Origin of the sequence: Sinorhizobium fredii USDA 205, from assembly GCF_001461695.1 — a bacterium.
In the GTDB taxonomy this organism is placed as follows: domain Bacteria; phylum Pseudomonadota; class Alphaproteobacteria; order Rhizobiales; family Rhizobiaceae; genus Sinorhizobium; species Sinorhizobium fredii.
Genome location: NZ_AUTC01000077.1, coordinates 91,785 through 114,473, shown reverse-complemented (window position 1 = coordinate 114,473; position 22,689 = coordinate 91,785). Strand labels below are relative to the sequence as shown.

Here is a 22,689-nt window from a genome sequence, read left to right as displayed (position 1 = left end):
CTGCTTTGGCAATGGCACTTCAAGCAATTGAATTATAATGGATATCTTCAGAGTGTTCGATTCCTGTTCACGGGATATTGTACTCGTTTTCCACATGTTGCGCGGCGGTTCAGTCCGGCTTCTCGCCATTGCGCCGATTCGCCGATAGAGGTGTTCAGATGACGAAGCGGGAAATCATCGTTCTGGGCGGCGCCCATCTCGATCGGCGCGGCCGTATCGGCGGCATGACGGTGCCTGGAGCGAGCAATCCGGGAACATGGTTCGAGGAAGCGGGCGGCGGCGGTTTCAATGCCGCGAGAAGCCTCGCGCGTCTTGGCCATCGGGTGCGGATGATCAGCCCGCGCGGCGGCGACGCTGCCGGCGAGATGGTCGCAGCCGCAGCGGCCGCCGCGGGCGTCATCGATTGCCCGTTCACCTTTCTCGATCGGAACACACCGAGCTATACGGCGATCCTCGAAAACGATGGCAACCTGGTGATCGCCCTTGCCGATATGGATCTCTACACGTTGTTCTCACCGCGCCGGCTGCAGCAACGCGCCATGCGCGAACGCCTCGCAGCGAGCGATCTCGTGCTGATGGACGCCAACCTGCCGCAAGAGACGCTGGCCGCGCTCGTCGACGCATCGGCCGGATCGAACCGCATCCTTGCGGGCATCGCCGTTTCCCCGGCCAAGGTCGTCCGCTACCGCCAAAGCCTGGCCGGGCTCGATTTCCTCTTCATGAACGAGGCAGAGGCCCGTGCGCTGACCGGCGCCGAGGCCGTTGCCGCCGAAGAATGGCCGTCGCTGCTGCGTTCTGCGGGGCTTTCCGGCGGCGTGGTCACCCGCGGCGGCAAGGCGGCGGTTGCCTTCGACCGCAACAGCAGCTGCCTCGCAGTGCCGCCCGCCCTGCCCGCGCTTGCCGACGTGACCGGTGCCGGAGACGCGCTGGCATCGGGCTTTCTCGCTGCCCGGCTTGACCGCACCGGTCTCGCCGGGTGTCTGCGGCACGGCATCGCCGCGGCAGTCATAACGCTTCACTCGCCATTCGCCGTCGCCGTCGAGATGTCGGCGGACAATCTTGCACAGGTTCTGGCCCTTGTGCCCGAGCCGCAAATGCTGTCATGAAAACTCCAGGCCGCATGCAGAAGGCGCACGGCAGTTTTCCGCCCGCACCGCTCCCACTCATCAGAAGCGAAAGCCCATGACAAAACCCACCTCGCCCTTCCTGCCAATCGAATACTCCGATGAAGTCGCGGCCGCCAAGGCGCGCGGCGCACCGCTCGTGGCACTGGAATCGACGATCATCACGCACGGCATGCCTTATCCGGGCAATCTCGACATGGCGCGCAGTGTCGAGGCGATCATCCGCGACCAGGGGGCGGTTCCGGCCACTATCGCGGTGATCCACGGCGTCCTTCATGTCGGCCTCGACGACAGGAAGCTGGAGGCGCTTGCGAAGACCCAGGGAGCCATGAAGTTGTCGCGCGCCGACCTTGCCTTTGCCCTCGCCGAGCGCCGCACCGGCGCCACGACGGTCGCAGCAACGATGATTGCGGCTGCCCGCGCCGGCATCAGCGTTTTTGCCACAGGCGGCATCGGCGGCGTCCACCGCGGCGCCGAACTGAGCTTCGACATATCCGCCGATCTCGACGAACTCGCCCGAACGGCCGTGATCGTCGTTTGCGCCGGCGCCAAGGCCATTCTTGACATTCCGAAGACGCTGGAAGTGCTTGAAACAAGGGGCGTCCCGGTTGTCACCTATGACAGCGAGACCTTCCCCGCCTTCTGGTCGCGCGATTCCGGCCTCAAGAGCCCGCTGATGCTGAACAGCCCGGTAGCGATCGCCAACTTCCAGCGGATGCGCGAACTGCTCGGCGTCGAAGGCGGCATGCTCGTTGCCAATCCGGTTCCGGAGGAAAGCGAAATCCCGCGTGAGGAGATGGAAATCTATATCGCAAGGGCGCTGGACAATGCGGCGAACGACGAGGTCTCGGGCAAGGCCGTGACGCCCTATCTGCTCGACAACCTCTACCACATGACCGAGGGACGAAGCCTCGAGACGAACATCGCCCTCGTCGAGAACAACGCGCGCCTTGCAGCCGAAATCGCCGTCGCCTTGGCGGCAAGCAAGACGAAATAGAAGAAGTTCGCGCCCGGCGCAAAGAGCGCCGGGTTTCCCGGGCTACCGGGTGGCCTCAGGAATCCAGCATTTCGCGGACGGCGACCGCCAATTGCTTCAGAGAGAACGGCTTCGGCAGGAAGCCGAACTTGGCATCGGCCGGCAGATTGCGGGCAAAGGCGTCCTCCGCATAGCCCGACACGAAGATGAACTTCAGGTTCGGGTATTTCTTCCGCAATTCGCGCAACAGCGTCGGCCCATCCATTTCCGGCATCACCACGTCCGAAACGACGATATCGACCGCGCCGTCGAGCTCTTCCATGATATCGAGCGCTTCAATACCGGACCCCGCCTCATGAACCGTATAGCCGCGTGTCTCGAGCATCCGCTTGCCGCCGCGGCGGACCGCCTCCTCGTCCTCGACGAGCAAGACCACGGCGGAATCGCCGGTGAGATCCGCAGGCTCACTCTGTGCCGCGGTCGGCGCCGGAGTGGCAACGGCAGTCGCCGCGCGCGAAGTGGGCTCCTCACGCGCCTCTGCGGTTTCCACGTAGCGCGGCAGCAGGATACGGAAGGTCGTGCCTTTGCCGGCCTCCGAGTCCGGATAGATATAGCCGCCCGACTGCTTGACGATGCCATAGACCATCGAAAGCCCGAGACCCGTACCCTTGCCGACCTCCTTCGTCGTGAAGAATGGTTCGAAGATCTTGTCCATGATCTCCGCCGGGATACCCGTGCCCTGATCGGAGACTTCGACCATGACGAAGTCGTCTTCCGGCACTTCCCGACGTCCGAGTGCGGCGACGTCGCTCGCCGGCAGGTTTCGTGTCCTGAGCGTGATGATTCCGCCGTCGGGCATGGCGTCGCGGGCATTGACGGCCAGGTTGAGCAGTACCTGCTCGAACTGGCCGAGATCGGTCCTCACCGGCCAGAGGTCGCGGCCATAGTCCACCTCCACTTTGACATTTGTGCCGGTCATCCGATCGACGAGCATCCTCAGGTCGCCGATGACGTCGGTGAGATTGAGGACGGTCGGCCGCATGGTCTGCTTGCGCGAGAAGGCGAGCAATTGCCGCACCAGGACGGCGGCGCGGTTGGCGTTCCGCTTGATTTCCATCAGGTCGGCGAAAGTCGCATCGGCCGGCCGCGCCGAAAGCAGCAGATGGTCGGCAGAAAGCAAGATGGCCGTCAGGACGTTATTGAAGTCATGCGCGATGCCGCCGGCGAGCGTCCCCACCGCATTCATCTTCTGCGTCTGCGCCATCTGGTTCTCGAGCGCCTTCTGCTCGGTGATCTCCAGCGCATAGACGATCGCCGCCTCTTCCGGTGCCTGGTCGCTCTGGTCGATGACGGCGTTCACGTAGAAACGGAAGTGGCGTCCTTCATCGGCCGGATGCAGCGAATCGATTGGCGCTATGTCGCCTTGCCGGTCCTTGGCCGCGGCGAGCGCCTCTTCGAGTTGACCCCGCTCGGCGGCGTGCATGACCGCGCCGATCATGATGCCGCGCTCGACGTCGTCCTGCGAAACGAGGCCGGCGAAGAGCTTCAGGAAGGGGGCGTTGGTTCTAAGGATCCGCCCGTCGCCGTCCACCGAGGCTATGGCCATCGGCGTGTTGTTGAAGAAGCGCGTGAACCGCATCGTCGCATTCGAGGCCGACTGATCGCCGTCGTCGCCCTCGCGAGACATGACGATCGTCCTGCTTTCCCCGGGCGCACCGTCGCGGGTCGAGGAAACGCGATGGATCAATCTTGCCGGCAGGCTCTGGCCGCTCCCCTTGCGCAGGTCGAGATCCAGAATCTTGGTCTTCTTCAGGCCGGGCTCAGCCTGCACGGATTGAATGAGCGCAAGTCCCTCGCCGGCGACGAGATCGGCAATGCTGATCGTTCCCGGCTGGAACTTGGTGAGATCGATCCCAAGCCAATCGGCAAGCGTGGCGTTGATGTAGAAGATTTCACCCTTGCGTCCGGCGGAGAAAAAGCCCGCCGGCGCATGGTCGAGATAGTCGATGGCGTTCTGCAGTTCCTTGAAGAAACGCTCCTGGTCGTCGCGCTCGGCGGTGATATCGGCAATCTGCCACAGATAGAGCGGGTTGCTGTTGGCATCCTCCAGCGGCAGCACCCGCGCCTTCAGTCGAAACCAATGCGCGCCCGAGCCGGTCATCGCGCCATTCGCCAGAGGCTTCAGGAGGCGGAACTCCTCGTGTCCCTGCTTGCCCTCGTGCAGGCCGTTGGTCAGCCGGTAGATCGCCTCTGTCGCCTCCCTGTTGCGCGACAGGATGGTTTCCAGCGACTGGACGCCGGCGGCACCTTTCGCGCCGGTCAGGGCGCCATAGGCGGCGTTCGCATAGACGATGCGCCCCTTGCGGTCGGTGACGACGGTGCCGTCCTCATGGGCATCGAGAAAGGCGCGTGCCAGTTCATCCGGCCGCGACTGTGGCATGACCTCGATGAAGCCGATCACCGACGATACCAGGAAGAATATTCCGACCATCGCCAGCACGCCGAGAATGCCGAGGACGATTTCGTTCTCCAGCTGGTTCTTGAAGACGACGAAGGCCGCGGCAGACGCGGTCAATACGATCGCCAGCACGATGATCCTGAACACGGTGCCCGGCCGCACGCCCCGGTCAACGACCGGCATCTGGTAATCACCTGACTGCCGCAATTTCGTCATCGGGTCCTCACCTGCTGGCGGAGTCGTCCGCCGCTATACCGGCACCCCGCTGACTTGCCGCGCCGCACATCCCGCTGACGCACAAGGGCCACCGTAATCCTTTGAATTGCCGCATAATTTATCCCCAAAACCAGCCCGGTTTAAGGTCCTATGCAGTTGCCGGCATCCGACCGGCCTTTGCGAGACTCACGTGTGCCGCATCCGCTTCGTCGAACTGGAATCATCTTTAACAATCAGAGATAACAGCAGAAAGCGTCTCAGCGGAAGCGCAGCGGTCAATTCACAGGGAATGTCGGACGCAAGCTTGTCCCGGCCCGAAAAAAGCCGTCAAATGTTGCAATTCGACCGGTAAAAGGAGTTCAGCCCATGATGGAAACGTTGGTCGGGGACAACGGTAGCCGATTCATCGTCGCCGCCGGAGCCGTGGCGATCGGCCTCCTGTGCCTCGTGGCGGTGCTCTGGATCATGCGAAACAGACCCTCGTCTCCCTTCGTGCGCGGCGGCAAGAACCGACAGCCGCGTCTTGCCGTGCTCGATGCCGCCGCCGTCGACACGCGCCGGCGGCTCGTGCTGGTCCGCCGCGATGACGTCGAGCATCTGATCATGATCGGCGGCCCCACGGATATCGTCATCGAAAGCCGCATCGTGCCTGATGACGCGGCGCCGGCCGCGAGTACCGGTCGCGCGGCGTCGGAACAACAGGCCGCGAAGGCTCCGGTCGCGCCGGTGCGTGCCGACCCGGGACCTCAACCGGTCACGCCCCCCGCACCTGTAGAAACAGCAAAAATAGAGCCGATCCGCCCGGTGACATCGGATGAGCCGGCGCGCGCGGTGCCCGCCCGGGTACCAGAGCTCGCACCGAAGCCCGAGGCGACCGCGCCCCAACGACCCATCATTGCGGTCGAACCGCCGCCTCGGCCGCAGCCCGCCGCCACGAACGCCCCACCCGCACCGGACATTGCTCCGGTATCCACGGCGGAGCCGCCTCAGGGGACGCTTAGCAGCCTTCGCGACCGTATTGTCCCTATGACCCCGCCACCGCGCGACGACCGGGTTTCGCAGCCGATATCAGCCGCGCCGGAACCGCCGCGACCAGTCCAGACCCCGCCCGCGCCGGCCCGACCGGCCGAACCGGTCGCCGTCGACAAGTCAGCGGAATTCGAACGTTTCCTCGATGCGGAAATCAGCGGCGATCTCCAGCGGCTTTCCCCGACGGTGGCGCCGAGACCCGACGTCCGCCCGGCGGCAGCGGCAAGCGCCCGTCTGGAACCGATACTCGGCCCGGCATCAGACGACGCGCGCAAGGAAGAGACGATCGAGGAAGAAATGAGCCGGATGCTGGCCGACATTTCCGCTGGTCGTAAATCCTGATCGGCGGAGCACGAATGCCTGCCGCTTTCGGATTTGTTGTCCCAATGGCGCAAAGAAAAACGGCGCAGCCAAGCCGCGCCGTTTTTGTAAGGCCGGAAAGCCGAAACTACTCGTCCCGATAAACCTTCTCGCGACGCTCGTGACGCTCCTGCGCCTCGATCGAGAGCGTTGCAATCGGCCGGGCATCCAGGCGCTTCAGGCCGATCGGTTCACCGGTTTCCTCGCAATAGCCGTAGGTGCCTTCGTCGAGGCGCTGCAAGGCGGCGTCGATTTTGGCGATGAGCTTCCGCTGACGATCCCGGGCGCGCAATTCGATCGCCCGGTCTGTTTCTGAGGAGGCTCGGTCTGCGAGATCCGGATGATTGGCGCTCTCCTCAGCGAGGTGATCCAGCGTCTCGCGGGCTTCGCGAAGGATATCGTTTTTCCAGGCATTCAGCTTTGCGCGAAAATATGCGCGGTGATTGGCATTCATGAAATCCTCGTCCTCGGAGAGGACATAGGTACTAAGATCGATCTTCTCACTCAACGCGATTCTCCTGAAGAACATCTCATTGCGGCGGTGTATAGACCTATGAAGGGCCCGATTCAAGCCTCGCGGACGACACCTACGCTTATTTTAACAATGCTTGCATTCCAGGCTAACTGGCGAATATTTCATCAAAAATACACACGAAACGCTTCCTATAATATTCCCGCTGGCGCGCGACAACAAGCATCCGCCCTCACCGTCCCCACATTCCGAATTGCGACATCCGGTATCGACATGCGCCATTTCAATGGCATTGGGAGTGTCGAATGAAAACCGTGGAGAACGGCTTGATCTTTGTGCCCACAGGGAGACAAGTTACCTTCGCGACGGTAACCGGCGAACGATTTGAGGTTCGCAGACCCCGGCGGCATCAGATTCGGATGGATATATGCAAGACAGTGCTCCGGCCTTCCGCCTCATCCTCCTGCGTCACGCCCGGTCCGGCTGGGCCCTGCCTGGACAAAGGGATTTCGACCGTACGCTTGACGAGACAGGCTATGCCGAGGCGGAGCTGATTGCGCAAAGTGCGGCGGATCATGGGATATCCCCGGATCTCATCCTTTGCTCGACCGCAATGCGCTGCCGCCAGACCGCCGAACCATTCCGGCGCACGCTCGGCGAAGATATCGACATCCGCTACGTCGACCAGCTCTATGCCGGGCCCGCCGGGGTCTACACGGATCTGGTCGAGGCGCATGCTGATCAGTCGTCTCTGATGCTGATCGGGCACAATCCGATGATCGAGGATGTTTTCCGCCACTTCCTCGGCGAGCAGCAATCCGCCTCGGCATTGGCGAACGGCTATCCGCCGGCCGGATTGGCGGTCATCGATTTCCCTGCCCATTCCGCAGTCGGCCGCATCTCGGCCGCGGCGCTTTCGAAATTGCTGCTCCCGGAGCCCGGCGAAGTCGCTAGGCGGTGAACCTCGCCGCCTTCGAACTGGAATCGGGAAACGGTCAAATGGCGTGCATCATTGCGCAGACGGAAACACTTCCTATATCGCGAGACAAGTGGATGCCCGTAACCCCCTACAGCGCGGCGCGCCTTATCAGGCGCGCAAAGGTCGCTGTAGCACTTTGAATTGCTGCATGTCTTCGTCCTTAAATCGAAGTCGATTTAAGGAGACATGCAGTAGGGTACTGGCAGTAATGCCGGATCGATGCAACAATCCCCAAGGGGCGGAGACATTTGGCGTCCTTACTGACAAGCTTCAAAGACGGCGCGCTGATCGCCATGGACAACCTCGCCGATCGCGCGGCCGGGTTCGTCAGTCCCTCCCTCAGGCTCGGTGTGACCGGGCTGTCGCGGGCAGGCAAGACCGTCTTCATCTCTTCGCTGGTGCACAACCTTCTGAACGGCGGACGCCTGCCGCTTTTCGAGCCGGTCCGCTCCGGGCGAGTATCGAAGGTGAGGCTTGAGCCCCAGCCGGATGATGCTGTCCCGCGCTTCCAGTACGAGGATCATATAGCCGCTCTCGTGCGCGACCGCGTCTGGCCGGATTCGACGAGGGCGATCTCGCAATTGCGGATCACCCTCGACTACGAAAGCGCAAGCGGCTGGAACCGGATGTTTTCCGCCGGGCGCCTGTCGATCGATATCGTCGACTATCCGGGCGAGTGGTTGCTGGATCTGCCGCTGCTCGCCCTGGATTTCCGGCAATTCAGCGAAACGACCGCAAAGCGGGCGCAGATAGGCGCGCGCGCGGCGCTGTCGCGCGAATGGCTGGCACTTGCCTCCGCGACTGGAGGGGAAGCGGCGGCCGATGAGGGCACCGCCCGCCGCCTCGCAGACAGCTTCACCGCCTATCTCAGAGCCTGCAAGGAAGACGACCATTCGCTATCCACTCTGCCGCCCGGCCGTTTCCTGATGCCGGGTGATCTCGAGGGGTCGCCGGCCCTCACCTTTTCTCCGCTCCCGAACCTGCCTGAAGGTCGGGCGCCGAAGGGTTCGCTATGGGCGATGATGGAACGGCGGTATGAGGCCTACAAGACGCATGTGGTGAGCCCATTCTTCCGCGAGCACTTTGCCAGGCTCGATCGCCAGATCGTGCTCGTCGACGCGCTGCAAGCGATCAATCGCGGACCGGAGGCATTGCGCGACCTGGAGCAGGCGCTGGCCGACGTGCTTGCCTGTTTTCGACCGGGCACCAATTCCTGGCTTTCCTCCCTCCTCACCCGCCGTATAGATCGGGTGCTGATCGCCGCAACAAAGGCCGATCACCTTCACCATGAGAGCCATGATCGGCTTGAGCGGATCGCCACGCGGCTCGTCGGCCGTGCCGCAGATCGTATCGGCATGAGCGGTGCCAACCTCGAAGTCATGGCGCTCGCCTCGGTGCGGGCGACGCGCGAGGCGACGGTCAATCATGACGGACACGCCCTGCCCGTCATTGTCGGCACGCCGATCACCGGGGAGCGGATCAATGGAGACGTCTTCGACGGAGAAAGGAAAACAGCGATATTTCCCGGCGACTTACCGGAGGATCCTGAAGTTCTTTTCGAGGCTATCGTCGGCGGTCCCATCCCGGCCCAATCCGAACACTCGATGCCGGAGTTGAATTTCGTGCGCTTCCGTCCCCCGCATCTCGAGGAGACGCGCGGCGGATTGAAGCTCTCCGTCCCGCACATCCGGCTCGACCGAGCCATGCAGTTCCTGCTTGGAGACCGACTTGCATGACCGATGATCCCAAGCATCGCCCCCGCAAGCCCGCCGTCTTCCCGATGGAACCCGAAACGCCTTCGGCACAGCGCTCGCAAACGCCGCGACGCCCGCCGGCAAGTTTCAGCGACAAGGTCGTATTGACGCCTGACGCAGAGGACCCTTTCATGGCCACGAGCACTGCCGTCGAGGCGCTCGATCCCCCCGAGGCGCGCCCCCGCCGGCGTCGCCTCTCCTTCGGCAAGGTGGCCGCCGGGGCAGTCGCCATTGTCCTGTCGCTCGCCACGGGGCTGTGGATCGACCACCTTGTGCGCGATCTCTTCTCGCGGGCCGATTGGCTCGGCTATGCGGCGATCGGCGTCGTGGCGATCGGTACCCTCGCCTTCCTGGTCGTCGTCGGCCGTGAACTTGCCGGTCTGATGCAGTTGACGGCGATCCAGAAACTGAAATCGGAGGTCGCCGAAGCAACGACGCTCGGCAACAGCAAGACCGCACGCGCCACGACTGCGCGATTGGTTCACCTGCTTGCCGCCAATCCCCGCACTGCCAAGGGCCGGGCCCGGCTTGCGGAGACTGAGGGCGAGATCATCGACGCTCCACACCTTGTCGAACTTGCCGAGCGCGAGCTCCTGGCTCCGCTCGACCGCGACGCCCGCCGCATCATCCTGGCCGCGTCGAAACGCGTCTCGATCGTCACTGCCGTCAGCCCCCGTGCGCTCGTCGACCTCGGCTACGTCCTCTACGAGTCGGCGCGAATGATTCGGGCAATGGCCGAGCTTTACGGCGGGCGGCCCGGCACGCTCGGACTGCTGCGGCTGATGCGCGATGTGATTGCCCATCTGGCGGTCACCGGTTCCATCGCCGCCGGCGACAGCCTGATTCAGCAGGTCCTCGGCCACGGTCTGGCGTCCAAACTCTCCGCCCGCCTCGGCGAGGGCGTGATCAACGGCCTCATGACCGCGCGTATCGGCATTGCCGCCATGGACTTGTGCCGGCCCATGCCGTTCCGCGCGTTGAAGCGTCCCGGCATAGGCGGTTTTCTGGCTGATCTGACGCCGGGCGCTTCGAAATCGGGAGGCTCCAACGGCGTGTGAAGAGTGCTTGAGGCGCAGCGCGGAAACCCTCCATTAACCATTTTAACGCAAATGTGGTTGCCAGATTTCGACGTTGACCCATCAAGGATCGATCATGTTCTCGCGCCCTTCTTTGATTGTTCGCGGCCTTGCCGCCATTGCGCTTGCAGCCACTGCCGGTATCGCGACGCCAGCATCGTCCGGTGCCCGCGATAAAGCCTTCTTCGAGAAGGTCGCCGGCCAATGGAAAGGCCCCGGCGAGATCGTCGCCGGCAAATACAAGGGCACCAAATTCACCTGCGACCTGACGGGCGAGCCGGCCTCAGGCAAGGATGCCGGGATCAAGCTTGACGGCTTCTGCCGCGTCGGCGTGTTCAAGCAGCCGATGTCGGCGATGATCACGCAGAAGGGCGGCAGCTATACCGGCAAATTCCTCGACGGCGCCGACGGCAAGGGCTTGGACGTCGTTTCCGGCAATGTCGCCAATGACAAGGTCGTCGTTGGAATCAACCGCAAAAAATTGAACGGCGCGATGATTGCCCGCCTGCAGAACGCTGAGACCATGAACATCACGATCTCCGTCAAGGTCGAGGAGACGATGGTGCCGGTCATCGGCGTCAGCCTCAACAGGCAGATGGACAACATCGCCGTCGGCTCGATCAAGTAGCTGCATCGATCCGCTCCTGCAGCGGCGCGCGTCCAATCGGACACGCGAAGGTCGCTTTAGTAGCATTGGCAGGGCCGGCAGCTACAACAGGTTGAGGAAGCCTGCGATACTGGCAAGACACAGCCGGCGCGCGGGTCCTTCCGTAGCGTAGAAGTCATGACCGGCGTCAGGGACTGTATAGCTTCGCACAGCCGAGTCCTTAGCCCAGCAATCCGGGGGTTGGTTCGGATCATTCTCGCCAAAAACGACCAAAGCCGGCTTCGGCATCGTCGAGGCCCTGACCTCGCGTAGTCTTGTCGAGGATATACAAATCAGCCGATCAACGGTCAAACCGTGAAGCACGCTGTGCCATAGGACGGTGCCGCCAGCGCTATAGCCCAAAGCAACATCGGCAAATTCCGCAAGGCCCGCCAGACGTTCGGCTGCCCGGATAAATCCATCGTTTTCAACAAGCTCGCGATGCAAGCGTTCGCCCGTAGGGTTCACGCCAAGCAGATCGCAGAGGCTTACAGTGCGAGAGACCGATTGCTGCACACCAGGCAGACAGTGCGACAGGCAATGATGGGCTGACGGCCGACCGTGGATGTCGGTGACGATCAGTAAACGCATCGCGGCCTTCCAGATATGGATTGGAACGCCATCAATCGCGGCCCCGCCACCAGTCGGCCGTCTCGTCGGCCACTTCGATTCCAGCCACGTCTGCGTCCACCAACCACTCGCCGACAGTTTTGCCCGCGACTTCGAGGCCAGCCGCAATATCGGCAAGCGGCATCAGCACGAACCCGCGCTCGGTCATGCGCGGATGCGGCAATTGCAGCCTGTCGTTGACCAAGATCACTCCGTCGAAGGTCAGGAGATCGATGTCGATCGTGCGCGGCCCCCAGCGCTCCGTGCGGATGCGCTTCAATGTCCGCTCGATCTCGAGGCAGGTTGCAAGCAGCGCTTCGGGATCGCGGGTGGTTTCGACCGCTGCGCAGGCATTGAAGAACCAGTTCTGGTCCGTCTTGCCCCAGGGCGGCGTCCGGTAGAGCCGCGAAACTGCCGTGACTCGGCAATCCGGCTGCGCGTCAAGCGCCCGCAGGGCATCCGCCATGGCGCGGCGCGGATCGCCGATATTGCCACCCAGCCCCAGGGTGGCGCGCCGCCACGTCTTACCCGACGACATGCTCGACCGTGACTTCCACGTAGTCCAGAACCCCAGGGACCGGAGCATTGGGCTTGCGGATGGACACTTTGGCCCGGCGTATCTGCCGGAAGCGTGCGCACAAGGTCTTGGCGACTTCCAGGGCGAGAGCCTCGATCAGGTAGCGCCTGCGTCCGGTGACGATCCTTTCGATCTCCGCGAAGGCGATGCCGTAATGCACGGTGTCGTCGATGCAGTCTTCGGCGAGCGCCGTGCCCTGCTCCACCTCGAGTTCGGCGTCCACGAAGAAACGCTGGCCGAGGAATTCTTCCTCGTCGAGCACGCCATGGCGGGCAAAGAAGGCACAATTCTTCAGGGTGATCGTATAGGTCGCAGTCATGGCTTCATGTCCCGTCGGCTGTTCTTTGCGATGAGCATAGCATCCGCCATTGCCAGTGCATCCCTGTTGATTGCGACATCATGCACCCGAAAGACCGCGGCACCGGCCGCCCTGAGAAGCGCCGTCGTCGCCGCGGTAGCAGCGTCGCGGTCTTGCGCCTCGCGGCCGGTAACGGCGCCGAGGAAACGCTTGCGCGACGTACCGACCAGGAACGGCTGGCCGAACCGGTGCAATTCCGCGAAACGCGCCATGAGTTCGAGATTTTCATCCGCGTCCTTGGCGAAACCATAACCGGGATCCAGGACGATTCGATCGCGTCCAACGCCTGCCTCGGCGGCAATCTGCAATGACCGGCCCAGGAAATGGAACTGATCCTCGACGACGTCGCCGAGCTTCTGACGATCGCGCCCCGTATGCATGATGCAAAGTCCGGCGCCTGTCTCGGCAGCGACCTCAGCGATGGCCGGTTCGCGCTGCAGGCCGTGCACGTCGTTGACGATGTGGGCACCGGCTTCCACCGCCAGACGCGCCGTCTCGGCGCGATAGGTGTCGACCGAGATAATAGCATCCGTCTCGCGGGCCAGTCTCTCGATGACCGGCAGAATGCGCGCCTGCTCTTCGGCGGCGTCGACTGGATCCGCGTCGGGGCGGGTCGATTCCCCACCGATGTCCAGGATCGCCGCCCCGTCGGCGAGGGCGCGCGTCGCCGCGGCGACTGCAGCCGTGGCATCGGCAAAGCGGCCGCCATCGGAAAAGGAATCCGGCGTGACATTGATGATCGCCATCAGGACACCGCGCGGCCCCAGCTCCAGCGCGCGCCCATGCGCCAACTGCCAACGAAATCTTTGAAATGGATCGTAAGTCATCTTTGGGCGGTCCGCGGCCGTGAGCGACGCCATCCTCGTCGGGCATTGTGGAAAAGTAGGCGCCTTTGAAAGCAAAGGGTTAGCACGACTCTTTCACGCAGCCATCGATTTGTCGACGTCGGAATGGGCCGATTTCTGTTGCGCTCGCCACGGCTATGCCCCAAGCTTGCGCCAACTTCAATCCAAGAGTGCCGACCGATGTTCCGAGTTCGTGATCCGCTGAGAGCCGCCCTGATTGCATTCCTTGTCGGCCTTCCGCTCAGCAATGCCTCGGCCGAAACCTTGATCAGCAAGAGCGTCACCTATTTCTCGATCGGCGGACGCACGGCGGCGGAACTTGACAGGGCCCTTGCCGCCAGTGGCCCGCTGATGAAGAACACCGGCACGCGCCACCCCGGCGCCACGCGAATTAAATTCGGCGGCACCATAACCTATGTCAGTCGCCGCGGGCGCTGCGCCGTCGGTACGGCACGCGTGACACTCAGCACACGCATCATCTTGCCGCGCTGGAAGTATCGCCCACAGGCAGGCCGCGACCTCGCTCTCGTCTGGGATACGTTGGCTGCCGACATCAAGCGTCATGAAGAGCGCCATGCCGAGATCGCACGCAATCACGCCCGTCACATGGAGCGGGCGTTTCTTGGCCTGAAGCCGGAAGCGGATTGCGAGCTTATGCAGGCTCGAGTGGCCGAGCTGAGTGCCTCGGAAGTCGCAAGCCATGACAAGGACCAGGCCCGCTTTGACCGAACGGAAGCGGCGAACTTCGACCGCCGCATGATACGCCTGCTGCAATATCGCCTGGGGGCGCTGAAGGAGGCAGAGCGTTAAGCGACGCGGTGCCGATTTCCAGCTACGTGCCGACCATGTCCGTCGAATCTTACAGCGCCGCGCGTTCAATCGGACGCGCCAAGGTCGCTGTAGCACTTTGAAATGCTGCATGATTCCTTAAATCGAATCCGATTTAAGGAATCATGCAGTAGCGCCCCAAAAGAACAATGTGACTTCGCCCTCATTCCCCCTGGCAACGGAAGGCGAAAACCCACAGTATTTTATTGGTGGATTCTAACGATAGCCGCTGATAAGCGACTCAGCTATATTAAGATTATGAAACGAGTGGTTGAGCTAAAGTTCAACCATTCGAGGGTCTGGCCATATATTTTCGGATCGACAGTAAAAACGTCGCATTTCGATTGTCGACTTAGTGCTTGATTGGGTTCGCATCATCGCTTGCGGGTGCTTGAGAGTCCCGGGTGATGAGCAAAACAGGTTCTCCTGGCGTGTCTTGGTGCAGCAGGTGCTCCCTCCCTCATCTGTATGCGATACGCCCCCCTTGCCTCGCTCGTCCATGACCAGCGAGGCATTTTTTTTTCGATATCTTCAAAACGTGGGGAACATTGGACGAAGGTGCTTCGAGGAACTCAAAGCGCGGCGCGCGAAAAGGTTTGAACGCGACGCACTTCAGGCCTGGCGCTCGGGCACATGCACGACCAAGCCATCAAGGGCCTCGCCAATCTTGATCTGACAGGAGAGCCGCGAGGTCGGCCGCACGTCATAGGCAAAATCCAGCATGTCTTCTTCCATCGCTTCCGGAGCACCGACGGCCGCCGCCCAGGCGTCGTCGACATAGACATGACAGGTTGCGCAGGCACAGGCACCGCCACATTCGGCCTCGATCCCCGGCACGGAATTGCGAACCGCATTTTCCATGACCGTGGAGCCGTTCTCGACATCGAGGTCGTGGCGCGTGCCGTCAAAGGCTACGATCGTAAGTTTTGTCATTTCTCTTTCCGGAATGAATGGATGGTATCCGCCCGCGTGCGCCGACCGCCGCGGCAAGCCCGGCCAGCCTGAATTCAGGGCAGTTTCTCCAACAAATCGGCTGGCCAGTCAACACGAGCCCGCGTCGGGATGCCGGACGTCCCCGCAAAAACGACGGTGTTAGAGGTGCAACGACAGTCGGCCGCGGGCCGGGATCAGCGGCACAGCTTGAGGATAAAAAGCTCCGCTTCGAGCACGGCAGCGCCGAGCGCTGCACGCAGCGTCCAATCACCCGGCCGCTGCTCGATGGCGGCGGCCGCCCGAGCGACACGGGTCGCTCCAACCGCCAGCGCCGCCCCTTTCAACCGATGCGCCGACTGGCCGCATGCATCGGTCCCGGCGTCGTTGATTTCGGCCATTGTTTGTCGCGCCAGGCGGGCAAAAAGCTGAAGCACCTCGATTTCGAGGTCCTTGTCTCCCATCGTTTGCTTGGACAGCTGCGCAAAATCGATAGGCGGTCGCCCGGCGGCAGATGAGTTTGCCGGATTCTCCGGCGTTTCGAAGGCTATTTTGAGCGCCGACATGAGCCGATTTCCTTAATTGACGATACATCAAGTCGTGATCGACAATGCATCGGGCAACCGCATCGTTTTCAGACATCCATCATCCGTCGAGCGCGCTGCCATCGGCTTAAGAGCCATCGTAATGGCGCGCGAAATCTGAGGACATGGTTAACGATTGATAAACAGCCTGATTTCCTTGGCTTTTCGGAGCGCGGCATCGGCGCGGCATTAACAATTCATTAGGATTCTAGCGAATGCGGATTGCACTTAATTGTAAGAACCGGGCTAATGTGTCACTACGATACGATTTGGAACGGGCCTGCATATGAAAATGGCAACTGTTCTGGTGGATAAGCTGCGCGCCCGGTGTCCTGAGACGAAAGCTGCGGCTATTCCATCGAGGCGATGCAATGGGACCAGTAGGAGTGTCGCGCAGATGTCTTGTGCGTAGCTTGCGGGTCACCACCCTGGTTGAGGGAGTCTTATGGCCCGGCATACGCGCCAGTGAGACGGCCATGAGCGGGCAATAGTAGTGAGGCGTATCCCTATGGCGACGAAGAAGAGCAACGAATCGATCGACGAAAAGGCCTTCCAGGCTCTGGAAGCAGCCCTGAAGATCGACTTTGACGACCTGAAGTCGGCCTTGAACGACAAGAGTTCCTTGGATGATCCGGAGGAAAAGGTGTCCGAGCCCAGCATGAAGGCGGCCGCATCCGAGCAAAAGCGCGCTGTGAAGGAACAGCCGGACCCACAGAAGGCACGGACGATCGAGACGCCTCGCAACCTGGCGCCGGAGCCCGCCCCGAAGCAGCCAGCACTTTCCCCGGCCAATGACGATACGCGCAGATCGCCCGCAGCAATGCTCCGCTCCCTCGAAGTCCGGTCCAGTCGGGCGGCGATCCGCGTCGCGGCGCTGATTTCCCTGGTGTGGGCGGTTGCCGGGGTAGCAATCGGCCACCTCCTCTATGCGCCGGAAATTTGGCAGATCCGCTCACTCGGCGATCTGGCGGCCACGCCCGGCGCGATCGGCATCCTGATCGGCATCGCCTTGCCGGTCATGCTCTTCTTCTCCTTTGCGATCATGATCGCCCGCGCTCAGGAACTGCGCAATGCGGCCCGCTCGATGGCCGAGGTCGCCTTGCGGCTGGCCGAACCGGAAACCGCGGCAGCTGACCGTGTCATGGCCGTGGGCCAGGCGGTTCGGCGCGAAGTGTCGGCCATGAACGAGGGCATTGAGCGCACCATCGCGCGGGCGACCGAGCTCGAAGCGCTTGTCCATTCCGAAGTCAGTGCGCTTGAACGCAGCTACAGCGAAAACGAATTGCGCGTTCGCACCCTGGTTCAGGAACTGGGCCTGGAGCGCGAAGCGATCGTCGGTCATTCCGAACGGATCCGCTCGGCGATCGCCGGCGCCCACGGCAAGCTGAAGGATGACCTCGAGCTTGCGAGCGAAGACATCGCCTCGCGCATCGCGGTCTCGGGCGAGGCATTCGCATCGCTGATCGACACGCGCGCAGCGGCACTCAGCGAAAAGTCGGACCATGCGCTGCAGACGCTCGGCACCATGCTGGATACCCGCACGGACGCGCTGCTTTCCGGCCTGACGACTGCTGGAGTGACACTCAACAAGGAATTCGACGTTCGGCTCGATGCGCTCAGCGAGAGCCTGACGAAGCGCGGCGAGCAATTGCTCAGCCAGTTCGAAACCCGTGCTTCGACACTCGATACAAACACCGAGAAGCTCAACACCGCCCTTAACGAGCGCGCCCGCCAGCTCAATGAAACCTTGATTGCGCGGACCCGCGACCTCAATGAGAGCCTGAGCGTCGGCCAGCAGGCGATTGCCGGCGGCCTCGAAGACATGCTTTCCTCACTCAATGTGGCACTGGACGAAAAGGGCGCGAGCTTCCGCCAGAGCCTCAAAACGAGCGCCGACGACGCGATCATGGACCTGGATCTGCGCGGCGGCTTCTTCGAAGAAAAGCTGCAGACGACCGTCGGACATCTGGCGACCGCCTTCGACGAGCGTTTCCACGAATTCGCCAGCGCCTTCGACAAGCGGGCGAGCCTGCTCGACACCAAGTTGATGGAGAGCCTGCACCGGATCAATGAAACCGTGTCCGGCGGTTCGGATGCGATCGGCACTGCCTTGGACAGCAGCGTCGAGAAAATCGGTTCGGCGCTTTCCGATCAGTCCCTGACGCTCGCCACGGCACTTGGAGCAACGCAGGACTTCATCGAGGAAACGATCGGTAGCCGCACCTCGGAGCTTAGCAACCTCATCGGCAACGCTCACAGCCGTATCGAGGGCGTGCTTTCCGACAAGACCAGTTCGCTGATGAGCGCCCTGACGGAAGCACAGGAACGGATCGAAGGCGGCTTCGGCCAGCGCGCCGATGCGCTCGCCGATGCGCTGACGACGAGCGAGCAGCGCCTGACGGAAGGCATGGATTCGCGCACCTCCGCCTTCATCGACGGTTTGCAGACTGCTCATACCCGCATCGAGCAAACGCTCACGGGCTCCACGGACGAGATCACCAGCGCCATCGCCGCCAGCCAGCATCGGCTGGACAATACGCTCTCGGAGCGCACCGCCGCGCTGTCTGCCGCCCTCACCTCCGGCGCGAGTGCGCTCGAAGACGCTGTCGGCGGCACGACCGACCGGCTGGAGCGCGTCCTCTCCGAACGTGGCCAGACGATCGCGACGGCCCTGACCGGCCAGACGACAAGGCTCGAAGGGGTCCTGTCGGAGCGCAGCCAGGCGATTACCGACACGCTGGCCAGCCAGACGGCCGCCCTCGACGGTGTGCTCACCGAGCGCTCCGCGCAAATCAACACGACCATGTCGGCGCGCGCCAGCGAGATGGCAGACTCGCTCAGCCGTCATGCCGAAGACGTCGCCGATAGCCTGACCTTCCGCGCGATGGCCGTGGCCGAAACGATGACCGACCGCGTCGGCGAGATCGAGAACAAGCTTTCGCAGAGCGTCTCCGAGGTCGCCGAGAATCTCGGCGGTCGCGTCAGCCAGATCGCCGGCACCCTCACCGATACGAGCGCACGCATCGCCGAGGATCTCAGCAGCCGCGTCGGCAAGATCTCCGACTCGCTCGCGGGAACCAGCGCGGAGATCGCCGAGGCGCTGACGGCCCGCACCTCCGAAGCAACGGCGTCGCTCGCCGGCAAGGCGGCCGAAATCGAACAGACGCTGTCCGGCAAGGCCGACCAACTGCGTGACACGCTGACGACGACGCATGACCAGATCCGCTCGACGCTCGACAATCGCATAAAGGCGATCGATCTTGCCGTCGGCCAGGGTCGCGAACAGTTGGAAGAGCTGCTGTCCGACCAATCGATGGCGATTGCCACCACGCTCGCAACCAGCGCCAGCATGCTCGAAATGTCGCTCGAGGAGCGGCAGGCTTCGATCGCCGGCGCGATCGAGCGCAGCACAGAATCGCTCACCACCCGGACGTCCGAAGCCGTCGCATCGCTTGCCGGCAAGGCGGCCGAGATCGACCAGACGCTATCCGGCAAGGCGGCGCAGCTACGCTCGACGCTCGACGAACAGATCAACACGTTCAACCTTGCCGTCGGCCAAGGCCGCGAGCGATTGGAAGAGCTGCTGTCCGATCAATCGATGGCGATGGCGACGACGCTTGCGACCGGCGCCAGCATGCTTGAAATGTCGCTCGAGGAGCGGCAGGCCTCGCTCGCCGGCGCGATCGACCGCGGCACCGAAGCGCTCGATGCGCGCATGCGCTCGACAACCGGCAACATTGCCGAGCGCCTCGCCGAGACGGCCGACCAGATCAGCATCGCTGCCGACACCCTCACCAATCGCGTCGACATTTCGCTGAACGGCATCAACAACCGCCTCGACGAAACCGGCGCAAGGATCGAATCGAGCTTCGCTTCGCTCGAAGACCGCGTCCGCGGCGGCGTCAGCAACGTCAGCGCCATTGTCGACGACACCGGCGGCCGGATGGAAACGACACTCGGCTCGCTCGAAGACCGCGTTCGCGACAGCGTCAGCAACGTCAGGGCCATCGTCGACGACACGGGCGGCCGCATTGAGACGACACTCGGGTCTCTTGAGGATCGCATCCGCGACAGCGTCGGCAGCGTCAACGCCATCGTCGACACTGCCGGACAGCGGATCACGGAAAGTCTCGCGGAACGCGCCGGCGAAATCGACCGGATCAGCGAGACCGCTGCAGCCCGCATCACCTCCGCCATGGACGACGGCGCTGGTCGGATCACCTCGGCGATGGACGCCGGTGCAGGTCGCATCGAAGAGCGGCTCGGCACGATGGACCGCGCCCTCAATATCGGCCTCGAAAACGTCAACCGGACGATCGAAGGCAAGGCGGCTGCGCTCGTCACCAGCCTGCGCGGTGCCGTCAGCGATGCCGCCCAGGAGATCGACGCGGAAGCCGGGCGCTCCGCCGAGCTGCTCTCCAAGGCCGGTGCTGATTTCGCCAGCGCCTTGGCTGCCCGCAACGCCGAGTTTGCCAATTCGATCGAAGAGACGGCCTCCGCAACGGCGGCACGCCATGCCGACCTCGCCCGAACCGTCGCCGACGCCGCCGATTCCGCTACGGCCCGTCTCGCCTCCACACAGGAACAGATCGCCGGCCACACGCAGGGCATTCGACAGAGCCTGACGGATGCGGAAAAGGCGCTTGATGCACGTGGCCAGTCGATCCGCAGCGCGCTCGACGAAAGCACCCGCGAGCTGAACTCGATGCTTGCCGGCCGCTCGCTCGAACTCTCGCGTCTTCTCGACGAGCAGGCGCGTCCGGTCATCGAGCAATATGCGGCCACGGGCAAGGAAGCGGCCGCACGCATCGCTGCCCTGACCCAGGAAAGCGCAGACCGGCTGCGCGCCGAAAACGCGGCGCTCGTCAACGCCATCACGGAACGGACCAGCGAAACGCTCGACGCGATCTCGCTGCGCGCCGAAGAGACCGCCAAGGCGATGAAGATGGTCGAGAACCGGTTGCAGTCGACGGCCATGGGGCTGATCGACCAGCTCGCGACCAACAATTCCGCAATCGCCTCGGTCATCGAGCAGGCGAACGGCAGTCTCGGCGACATGGATCAGCGTCTGGAGGCCGCCGCCGCGAAGGTTTCCGAATCGACCCGGCATGCATCCGACATGCTGTCCAGCTCCACCCGCCTCATCGAAGGCCGTGTCGACAAGCTCTCCGACATCGCCGCATCCACCCTCTCGCAGATCGGCGGAATCGTCGGCCGCTTCGAGGATCATTCCAAGGTCCTTGGCCAGGCCTCCAACCTGCTGGCAGCGGCCCAGTCGAACCTCGTCAGCACGCTAGAGGAGCGGCAGGATGCGCTGCGGACCCTTTCCGTGGGGCTTGTCCAGCGTTCCGAAGAGATCGAGCGCACGATGCGCGCACTCGAAGGCTTCGTCGATGGCGCCTTCCAGCGCGCCGAGGAGCGCTCCGGCCAAGTGGCCGGCAACCTTCGCAACGGCATCCAGTCTTCCTTTGCCGATGTCGGCAGGCTTCTGTCGAGCACCGAGCAGCGTGCCGTCGAAGCCGCCGAGGCGATGCGCACCACGCTTGCCGAGGCAGGCGGCGAGGCAGCCGCCTCGGTCGAAGGCGTGTTCTCTCGCGCCGAAGAGCGTTCTCGCGAGATCGCCGAAGCCCTGCGCTCCGGCGTCGAAAGCTCGATCGCCGATGCAACCAACACGCTGTCCGAGATCGAGGGGCGCACCCTCAGCGCCTCGGAAGCCCTGCGCCAGGCCGTTTCCAAGGCTGGCGACGAAGCGAGCCAGGCCCTTGAAGGTGCCTTCGGCAACGCAGAGCAACGCGCCAAGGACGCGGCGTCCCGCCTGCGCGGCAGTATCGGCGCCTCAGTCTCCGATGTCGAGCGGATGCTGGCGGAGAGCGGCAAGAAGTCGGATGGCGTTGCTACGCAGCTGCGCGAGGCCATGCGTCAGGCGATCGACGAAGCGATCAACCGCTTCAGCGGCGCGACCGACGACATTCGTCGTTCCGCCGGCGAGATCCGCAAGGAACTCGATATGACCCGCGAGGAGCTGAAGCGCGGTGCCTTCGACCTGCCGGAAGAGGCCAAGGAGAATGCCTCGGTGATGCGGCGTGCCGTTGCCGAGCAGATCAAGGCGCTGCAGGAACTCTCCGAAATTATCGGCAAGTCCTCGACGCAGCTCGAGGTCGCCCAGCCGGTTCGCCAGCAGCCGGCGCTGGCCGCGCCCACCCCCGCCGCTCAAGCGCCCGTCGCGCCACCACAGCCCGTGGTCAAGCAACAGCCGGCCGTCGAGCAGCAGCCTGCGCCTGCCCCGGCGCTGCGTGGCAGCCTGGGATTGGAACAGGCGACGCGGCCCTTGCAGCCGGCCCGTCCCTCCGCCGCCGAAGAGCGCGTCGAGGAAGGCGGCGGCTGGATGCGTGACCTGCTGCGCGCCGCCTCCCGCGAGGAAGAGCCGCAGGCCGCGCGCCCGCGGCCGGCCGAGAGCCAACCCGTGGCACGCCCCGGAGACAGCCGCAATCCGCGCCACGTGGTGGAATCGTTGAACTCGCTCTCGGTGGACATCGCCCGGGCGATCGACCACGACGCGTCGGTCGAACTGTGGCGCCGCTACCAGCGCGGCGAGCGGGATGTCTTCACCCGCCGGCTCTATACGCTGAAGGGTCAGCAGACCTTCGACGAGATCAAGCGGAAGTATGATCGCGAGCCCGAGTTCCGTACCGCGGTGGATCGCTACATCGCCGACTTCGAAAAGCTGCTGGCCGATGTCGCCCGCAACGATCCGGACAAGCGCATCACCCAGACCTACCTGACGTCGGATACCGGCAAGGTTTACACCATGCTGGCCCACGCAGCCGGCCGCTTCAGCTGATTGCTGACTATAGGTCTTAGATAGGAA

At 63.2% G+C, this 22,689-nt stretch carries 17 protein-coding genes; 9 read left to right on the top strand and 8 right to left on the bottom strand.

The annotated features are described in order from the left end of the window. Positions 1 to 158: 158 nt before the first annotated feature. A complete protein-coding gene (locus N181_RS09320; RefSeq protein ID WP_037396535.1) occupies positions 159 to 1,106 on the top strand; it encodes a carbohydrate kinase family protein in 948 nt (315 codons plus the stop codon). Positions 1,107 to 1,182: 76 nt separating this feature from the next. Further along, entirely contained in the window at positions 1,183 to 2,121 is a 939-nt protein-coding gene (locus N181_RS09315; RefSeq protein WP_037396538.1) for a pseudouridine-5'-phosphate glycosidase, read from the top strand. A 55-nt stretch (positions 2,122 to 2,176) separates the two neighbouring features. Here the strand turns inward: N181_RS09315 and cckA are convergent, their stop codons facing one another. Next, positions 2,177 to 4,774 carry a cell cycle histidine kinase CckA gene (gene cckA / locus N181_RS09310; RefSeq protein ID WP_060563345.1) on the bottom strand — a complete coding sequence of 866 codons (2,598 nt, stop codon included), beginning with the start codon at positions 4,772 to 4,774 and terminating at the stop codon, positions 2,177 to 2,179. Between the two features lie 366 nt (positions 4,775 to 5,140). On the opposite strand from cckA, the gene N181_RS09305 reads away from it, so the two are divergent. Further along, positions 5,141 to 6,145 (top strand): flagellar biosynthetic protein FliO, encoded by a 1,005-nt coding sequence (locus tag N181_RS09305; protein WP_037396540.1) that lies wholly within the window; start codon positions 5,141 to 5,143, stop codon positions 6,143 to 6,145. Between the two features lie 106 nt (positions 6,146 to 6,251). On the opposite strand, the gene dksA is transcribed toward N181_RS09305, so the two are convergent. After that, on the bottom strand, positions 6,252 to 6,671 hold the full coding sequence (dksA, locus tag N181_RS09300; protein WP_012708186.1) for an RNA polymerase-binding protein DksA: 420 nt from the start codon (positions 6,669 to 6,671) through the stop codon (positions 6,252 to 6,254). Positions 6,672 to 7,062: 391 nt separating this feature from the next. Between dksA and N181_RS09295 the strand changes: the two genes are divergently transcribed. The 4 genes from N181_RS09295 to N181_RS09280 all read left to right on the top strand — a co-directional run bounded on the left by N181_RS09295 (position 7,063) and on the right by N181_RS09280 (position 11,072). Next, complete coding sequence (locus N181_RS09295; protein WP_037396541.1) at positions 7,063 to 7,596, top strand: SixA phosphatase family protein; 534 nt, start codon at positions 7,063 to 7,065, stop codon at positions 7,594 to 7,596. A gap of 266 nt (positions 7,597 to 7,862) precedes the next feature. After that, positions 7,863 to 9,350 carry a YcjX family GTP-binding protein gene (locus N181_RS09290; protein ID WP_037396542.1) on the top strand — a complete coding sequence of 496 codons (1,488 nt, stop codon included), beginning with the start codon at positions 7,863 to 7,865 and terminating at the stop codon, positions 9,348 to 9,350. Beyond that, positions 9,347 to 10,426 (top strand): YcjF family protein, encoded by a 1,080-nt coding sequence (locus N181_RS09285; protein ID WP_037396545.1) that lies wholly within the window; start codon positions 9,347 to 9,349, stop codon positions 10,424 to 10,426. Before N181_RS09290 ends, N181_RS09285 begins: the two co-directional genes overlap by 4 nt. Positions 10,427 to 10,520: 94 nt before the next feature. Continuing rightward, the gene (locus N181_RS09280; RefSeq protein WP_037396548.1) at positions 10,521 to 11,072 is read left to right on the top strand and encodes a hypothetical protein; all 552 of its coding nucleotides are present in this window, start codon (positions 10,521 to 10,523) and stop codon (positions 11,070 to 11,072) included. Between the two features lie 81 nt (positions 11,073 to 11,153). Here N181_RS09280 and N181_RS09275 read toward each other — a convergent pair whose 3' ends face one another. The 4 genes from N181_RS09275 to folP are packed head-to-tail and all read right to left on the bottom strand — an operon-like array spanning position 11,154 to position 13,461. After that, positions 11,154 to 11,681: a dienelactone hydrolase family protein gene (locus tag N181_RS09275; protein ID WP_037396550.1), complete on the bottom strand. Its 528-nt coding sequence runs from the start codon at positions 11,679 to 11,681 to the stop codon at positions 11,154 to 11,156. A 31-nt stretch (positions 11,682 to 11,712) separates the two neighbouring features. Then, positions 11,713 to 12,237, bottom strand: coding sequence for a 2-amino-4-hydroxy-6-hydroxymethyldihydropteridine diphosphokinase (gene folK / locus N181_RS09270; protein ID WP_037396552.1), 525 nt, complete (start codon positions 12,235 to 12,237; stop codon positions 11,713 to 11,715). Then, positions 12,224 to 12,595 carry a dihydroneopterin aldolase gene (gene folB / locus N181_RS09265; RefSeq protein ID WP_012708193.1) on the bottom strand — a complete coding sequence of 124 codons (372 nt, stop codon included), beginning with the start codon at positions 12,593 to 12,595 and terminating at the stop codon, positions 12,224 to 12,226. Before folB ends, folK begins: the two co-directional genes overlap by 14 nt. Next, complete coding sequence (gene folP / locus N181_RS09260; RefSeq protein ID WP_037396569.1) at positions 12,592 to 13,461, bottom strand: dihydropteroate synthase; 870 nt, start codon at positions 13,459 to 13,461, stop codon at positions 12,592 to 12,594. Before folP ends, folB begins: the two co-directional genes overlap by 4 nt. A gap of 198 nt (positions 13,462 to 13,659) precedes the next feature. Between folP and N181_RS09255 the strand changes: the two genes are divergently transcribed. After that, a complete protein-coding gene (locus N181_RS09255) occupies positions 13,660 to 14,289 on the top strand; it encodes a DUF922 domain-containing Zn-dependent protease (RefSeq protein ID WP_037396555.1) in 630 nt (209 codons plus the stop codon). A gap of 630 nt (positions 14,290 to 14,919) precedes the next feature. Here the strand turns inward: N181_RS09255 and N181_RS09250 are convergent. Both N181_RS09250 and N181_RS09245 read right to left on the bottom strand, forming a co-directional pair. Then, complete coding sequence (locus tag N181_RS09250; protein WP_012708200.1) at positions 14,920 to 15,240, bottom strand: 2Fe-2S iron-sulfur cluster-binding protein; 321 nt, start codon at positions 15,238 to 15,240, stop codon at positions 14,920 to 14,922. Positions 15,241 to 15,434: 194 nt separating this feature from the next. Next, positions 15,435 to 15,803 carry an Hpt domain-containing protein gene (locus N181_RS09245; protein WP_014328510.1) on the bottom strand — a complete coding sequence of 123 codons (369 nt, stop codon included), beginning with the start codon at positions 15,801 to 15,803 and terminating at the stop codon, positions 15,435 to 15,437. 526 nt (positions 15,804 to 16,329) lie between these two features. Between N181_RS09245 and N181_RS09240 the strand changes: the two genes are divergently transcribed. Continuing rightward, positions 16,330 to 22,662: an apolipoprotein A-IV repeat region-like domain-containing protein gene (locus tag N181_RS09240; RefSeq protein WP_037396557.1), complete on the top strand. Its 6,333-nt coding sequence runs from the start codon at positions 16,330 to 16,332 to the stop codon at positions 22,660 to 22,662. The last annotated feature ends 27 nt before the right edge of the window (positions 22,663 to 22,689 follow it).

What these genes read in the sequence shown, in the direction of transcription:
- folB (WP_012708193.1), bottom strand. Translation starts at nt 12,595, where the DNA reads ATGACTGCGACCTATACGATCACCCTGAAGAATTGTGCCTTCTTTGCC.
- N181_RS09275 (WP_037396550.1), bottom strand. Translation starts at nt 11,681, where the DNA reads ATGCGTTTACTGATCGTCACCGACATCCACGGTCGGCCGTCAGCCCAT.
- N181_RS09305 (WP_037396540.1), top strand. Translation starts at nt 5,141, where the DNA reads ATGATGGAAACGTTGGTCGGGGACAACGGTAGCCGATTCATCGTCGCC.
- N181_RS09245 (WP_014328510.1), bottom strand. Translation starts at nt 15,803, where the DNA reads ATGTCGGCGCTCAAAATAGCCTTCGAAACGCCGGAGAATCCGGCAAAC.
- N181_RS09240 (WP_037396557.1), top strand. Translation starts at nt 16,330, where the DNA reads ATGGCGACGAAGAAGAGCAACGAATCGATCGACGAAAAGGCCTTCCAG.
- N181_RS09295 (WP_037396541.1), top strand. Translation starts at nt 7,063, where the DNA reads ATGCAAGACAGTGCTCCGGCCTTCCGCCTCATCCTCCTGCGTCACGCC.
- N181_RS09250 (WP_012708200.1), bottom strand. Translation starts at nt 15,240, where the DNA reads ATGACAAAACTTACGATCGTAGCCTTTGACGGCACGCGCCACGACCTC.
- N181_RS09315 (WP_037396538.1), top strand. Translation starts at nt 1,183, where the DNA reads ATGACAAAACCCACCTCGCCCTTCCTGCCAATCGAATACTCCGATGAA.
- folP (WP_037396569.1), bottom strand. Translation starts at nt 13,461, where the DNA reads ATGACTTACGATCCATTTCAAAGATTTCGTTGGCAGTTGGCGCATGGG.
- folK (WP_037396552.1), bottom strand. Translation starts at nt 12,237, where the DNA reads ATGTCGTCGGGTAAGACGTGGCGGCGCGCCACCCTGGGGCTGGGTGGC.
- N181_RS09280 (WP_037396548.1), top strand. Translation starts at nt 10,521, where the DNA reads ATGTTCTCGCGCCCTTCTTTGATTGTTCGCGGCCTTGCCGCCATTGCG.
- N181_RS09285 (WP_037396545.1), top strand. Translation starts at nt 9,347, where the DNA reads ATGACCGATGATCCCAAGCATCGCCCCCGCAAGCCCGCCGTCTTCCCG.
- cckA (WP_060563345.1), bottom strand. Translation starts at nt 4,774, where the DNA reads ATGACGAAATTGCGGCAGTCAGGTGATTACCAGATGCCGGTCGTTGAC.
- N181_RS09320 (WP_037396535.1), top strand. Translation starts at nt 159, where the DNA reads ATGACGAAGCGGGAAATCATCGTTCTGGGCGGCGCCCATCTCGATCGG.
- N181_RS09255 (WP_037396555.1), top strand. Translation starts at nt 13,660, where the DNA reads ATGTTCCGAGTTCGTGATCCGCTGAGAGCCGCCCTGATTGCATTCCTT.